The following is a 4723-nucleotide window of genomic DNA, read 5'->3' as shown; positions in this document are numbered from 1 at the left end:
GCTAAAGACCACTCCCTTCGGTCGCTCGGACGCATTTACGCGGGGCGGCTTCGCCATTATGCCCCACGCAACTGCGCCGCTTAGCTTAATGTTAGCTGCTTTTTTTAGTTTTTGAGGCAGTTTCTTAGTCAAACTTAATACATTGATTGTGTACATTCATCCAAAGAGGAAATTCACATGAAATTGTATCCAAGTATTGCTCTTATCTTAAAATCTGAAAAATTTAAAAAACTTGCACGTTATTTCGTTCCACGTGTATGCCGGTTGTTAAACATCCATAATAAAAAGCTGATTATGGCTTTAGGGCTTCTGCTCCCTACATTGACAGAACAGACGCTAGCAGGAGGTGTTCCGTATCCAACATATGTAGTCATTTGCACATATTTTTGTTTAATATTGGGATATTGGTTGGTGCTTCGAAAAATCAGCTCCTATTTCTCCAATCTAGTTTAGATCCAATTAGCTGAGTTCAGTGGCTGCAGCTAACAAACTGCTGTAGTCGCTCGCAGGCTCGCTGGGACGCAAACACATGGGCTGCGTCGCTTCGCTCCTAAATTTTAGCCCATGTGTTTCCGCCCCTAAGCAGGGTGTTAAATTTCAAGGAAGTATCGTGCAAGAATCACGGAAACTAGATGATTATTTGATAGAGAGGCCCAAGCCAAGCGGGATAGATGTTTTATGTGGTTTGAAGCATTTTGCAATTATCACTTACGCTGTTCCGGCGGGGAGATTTAAAGACATATTTCCAGATCGCTTTCAGCTAGATACAGTCGAAGTGGATGGTCAGGAAATGGGGCTTATATCCGTAGTTCCGTTTATTGATGTAGACTTTACATCAGCAGTGTTTCCGTTCCCCAAATTTACGATGGGGCAAACCAACTATCGTATATATATTATCGATAGAAAAACGGGTGAGCGTTGCGTTTGGTTTCTTGGTACAACGCTGGACTCGTGGACGCTCGCAGTTCCTAGATATTTATGGAATCTTCCGTGGCACTCCGGAAAAGTTAGTTTCGACTGCGTGCTTAATGAAACTAGTGGTTTATACGATAAGTACCTTATGGAAACAGCATCTGATTGGGCGGCAGCTTCGGTAGAGTTGGTTCAATCTAACTCGGATAGATTTGATTTTCCAGGTTTTCCCGATGTTGAGTCAGCGTTGGTCTACCTAACTCACCCTTTGGCTGGCTTTTATTATAGAAGAGACAACAAACTAGGTACCTATCGAGTTTGGCACAAAGAGCTAGAGGTCAAGCCAGCCAAGCTTGTGTCAGCTAGCTTCAAGCTTCTATCTACTCTGGGAATTGTAAACGAGTCAGAGCAAAATTCACCGTATAGCGTCTTAATCGAGCCTATCAATGAGTTTACTATTTACTTGCCGCCAACTGTTATTGAGTAAAAAATTTAACAAGGCGGTCAAGCTGACGTCTATTTCGTCGCTTGTTTATGTGGCGGTCGCTACGCTGCCACAACACAATCAACTACATCGCCGCAGCTTACCGCGGCGTTAGAAGCCAAGGAGAATCATGGCTCGTCGTTCAGAGTTCAAAGGAATTGTAAGAAACTTTGCTCACATGCTAAACAACCGCAATAACGATCATCTTGGTTACTGGGCTATAGGGCAACTATGCTTGCTCGCACAGCAAGAGAACACCTCTTCTGTATCAATCAATCTGTTAGAAATAGAACATTACAGCGTAAAAAACCACCTCGAACCTTTTGCTGAAAGCATGCGGAAATCACTCATTAATATGCTGAACTCTCATAAAATTCCCTCATTATGGCTTACGTCAGCTAATGTTACTTTTAGCTTTAATGAACAATATCAAAAGCAGTATCACTATTTGCGTTCAGCACTGGGCTCCCCCTACCTGGTAACGTTGGAAATCACGTCAGACTTAGGCAGGGTGTATAAACAAACATTTGGTGGTAATGTAAATCCGCACGATCCTCTTAAGGAACAACGGCGTGCAGGCTTCTAACAAAAAAATTAAGTCACTCACTTCGTTCGCTGGGACGCATACATGCGGGGCGGCTTCGCCATTATGCCCCACATGCCTGCGCCCCTTATTCAAAAGTTATAAGGCGTCAGCCTAATCTGCGTTCGGCTCTATAAAAATACCAGTGCAACTACCCTCACCTGTTTTCATTAGCATCGCTCTGGCTTGTGGTAGGTTTTATTCCGCCGCTTTCAATTCAGAGGTGGTGTAATAGGCGCTTTACCTTCTAGTTCTCATTTTCAGCCAGCAAGCGCCGTTACACTTGATAGCTCAGATGGCGGCTAGCTTCTGTCAAATCAAAAACATCACTGCACAGTCGTTTTTCTTGTCTGCGTTAACAATCAATCGTATGCTGGCTTCAACAGTTTTTAAAAAGACCAAAGGAACTGGCTTTGCTTATAACAAGGCGCTTAAGACCACTCCCTTCGGTTGCTCGGACGCAATTACGCGGGGCGGCTTCGCCATTATGCCCCACGCAACTGCGCCGCTTAGCTTAATGTTATGTGCTTGGAGTAACATGCAGAAAGAAAACGGTGATACGGAAATTGCTTTTTTGGCAGCGTTGGCATTATGGCTAGTTACCATTGGTACGGGCTGGTTATCCAAGTTAGTTTTCGAAATGTGGCAAGATGGAAGCTCCATTGAATTTGTTAGCCGTAAAGCAAGAATCCTTAATCATTTTCCAACATCGTTTATTTTTTTTCTCTCTCTGGTAGTTTTAGCAATAATGGCCTTTTATGCAGCCAAGCAGACGCTGAAGTTTGTTACCTATTTGCGCAATTAATATGCTGTTGTTATTAAACGCACATAACAAACAAATTATGGCACTCGCTGTCGCTCGCTGGGACGCAAACATGTGCGCGGCTTCGCCATTTTTGCACACATGTCTGCGCCCCATATTTGGAAGTTATGCGATTGGTGGAACATGGATAAAAAATTAGAACGTTCCAATGCAGATAAAGTATTAAGAAGACTTACTAATCAAATCAAGGCACTTGGTTTTATGCGTACCAAGCCAACGTTTTGGGTCAGAGAACGAGAGCATTTGGTTCAATTCATTCATATACACAAATACACTTTCGGACCGTTTTTTAGGATTCACACGTGTGTAAGGCCATTAAACTCTAAGTTGGAATTTGTTGCGTTATTTGGTCCAATCGAGCAGGAACTTAATGGAGCAGCTAAATTTGAATACACTGAAGAACCAAGCTCTATAGAGAAGTGTGCGTCGGCTATGTCTCTGTTTATCTCAACATGTTCAGAAGAATGGTATTCAACACTTGGTACTTCAACAGCGCTACTGAGTTCAGAATCAGTGCTAGACGTACAGGAACAAATGTCACTACAGGAGTCCTTAGATGGCAAATCAAAAACATCCAACATTGAAAGAACAAGGTTGTTATTAAAAATCGCATAACAAACCGCTGTAGTCGGTCGCAAGCTCCCTGGGACAATAACACGTGGGCTCAGTCGCTTCGCTCCAAATTTTAGCCCACGTGTTATTGCCCCTAAGCGGGGTGTTAGCCATCAAGGATAGATCTATGAAGTACTTTTCATTGCTGGTATTAATTTTCGGGACTCACTTAAATGCCCACGCGTGTTCGATTTTTGGCTCGCAACTTTTTAAGCCTAATTTAGAGTATTGGGAACAACACCCTGGGCCAGCTCAAACAAATCGCAACGAAGAGGGAGAGTATTGGGAGTCAGTCCCTGTACCTGTTGTATCCGAGATTAAGGTTGAACGTGCAACCTATCAAGACAACAACTCTTGCTCAGATGCAGGCATCTTAAGTTTAACAGTTTCATTACCAGACACATCAACTTATGAACTCGAAGAGTTTGGCGTATATTTTCATGTAATTGATGGCGATTTGCCGGATTTGATCTTTCCAAATACTCCGCTCATAGGAACAATTAAAGAAAACAAAATGTATTTCTTATTCCCATGGTTAGACCAAAAGCCCCGATTCCAGAAGCCACTGGATATACGTCTTGAAGTAAGGCTTGTAACAAACGGATTGGATTTAGGTAGAGCTGGCATTGTGAACATCAAGCAGATTGATGGCTAACAAACGCATTAAATCGCTCGCAAGCTCGCTGGGACGCTAACACATGGGCTGCGTCACTTCGTTCCTAATTTTAGCCCATGTGTTTTCGCCCTTTATGCGGGTGTTATGCATCTACGGACACATTGAATGGACTCAGACATTGAATTAAATATCAGCTTTAGATTCTTTTCGCTTACAGAAGAATTATCCAACGAAATCAAATCAAGCCTTGAAGCCTCATCTTGTAGACCTAATAAAAAATTAGGTGGTTTTGTCGTGTGCGTGCCTCTGACACCATCTTCACTGGAATTTATAGGAAGTTTTATAACTTCTAATAATGTAGAAGTAGAGAATACAGATATCTTCGTTTCATTTGTAACTGAGTACGATTCAAGAGTCATTGATCTGCCAAATATTATCACTAAAGCTTCTTTTTCTATTGGCTCACCGGTTACACTCTCATATACGGTGGTTTAGGTGCATAACAACTCAATAAACTCACTCACTTCGTTCGCTGGGACGCATACACGCAGGGCGGCTTCGCCATTATGCCCCACGTGCCTGCGCCCGTTATTGAAAAGTTATAAGGCGTCAGCCTAAACTTCGTTTGCCTTAGTAAAAAAAGTGGTGCAACTGCCCTTACCTGTTTTCGTTAGTATCCCTCTGACTTGTGGT

6 protein-coding genes are annotated in these 4723 nt (G+C 42.8%); all 6 read left to right on the top strand.

Going from position 1 to position 4723, the window contains the following annotated elements; all coding sequences use genetic code 11:
• Nucleotides 1-610 precede the first annotated feature (610 nt).
• The 6 genes from BZA03_RS20195 (at nt 611) to BZA03_RS20170 (ending at nt 4525) form a co-directional block, all read left to right on the top strand.
• Nucleotides 611-1399, top strand: coding sequence for a DUF2071 domain-containing protein (locus BZA03_RS20195; RefSeq protein ID WP_110289705.1), 789 nt, complete (start codon nt 611-613; stop codon nt 1397-1399).
• Between the two features lie 127 nt (nt 1400-1526).
• Nucleotides 1527-1982 (top strand): hypothetical protein, encoded by a 456-nt coding sequence (locus tag BZA03_RS20190; RefSeq protein ID WP_110289704.1) that lies wholly within the window; start codon nt 1527-1529, stop codon nt 1980-1982.
• 535 nt (nt 1983-2517) lie between these two features.
• On the top strand, nt 2518-2784 hold the full coding sequence (locus BZA03_RS20470) for a hypothetical protein (RefSeq protein WP_181417319.1): 267 nt from the start codon (nt 2518-2520) through the stop codon (nt 2782-2784).
• Between the two features lie 141 nt (nt 2785-2925).
• Nucleotides 2926-3417, top strand: a complete 492-nt coding sequence (locus tag BZA03_RS20180) for a hypothetical protein (RefSeq protein ID WP_110289703.1) — start codon at nt 2926-2928, stop codon at nt 3415-3417.
• A 124-nt stretch (nt 3418-3541) separates the two neighbouring features.
• Nucleotides 3542-4069, top strand: coding sequence for a hypothetical protein (locus tag BZA03_RS20175; RefSeq protein WP_110289702.1), 528 nt, complete (start codon nt 3542-3544; stop codon nt 4067-4069).
• A 126-nt stretch (nt 4070-4195) separates the two neighbouring features.
• On the top strand, nt 4196-4525 hold the full coding sequence (locus BZA03_RS20170) for a hypothetical protein (RefSeq protein WP_110289701.1): 330 nt from the start codon (nt 4196-4198) through the stop codon (nt 4523-4525).
• The last annotated feature ends 198 nt before the right edge of the window (nt 4526-4723 follow it).

It is taken from the genome of Alteromonas sp. I10, from assembly GCF_003201515.1.
In the GTDB taxonomy this organism is placed as follows: Bacteria; Pseudomonadota; Gammaproteobacteria; order Enterobacterales; family Alteromonadaceae; genus Alteromonas; species Alteromonas macleodii.
Note: the sequence above shows the minus strand (reverse complement) of the source record. Positions and strands in the feature narration are given on the sequence as shown.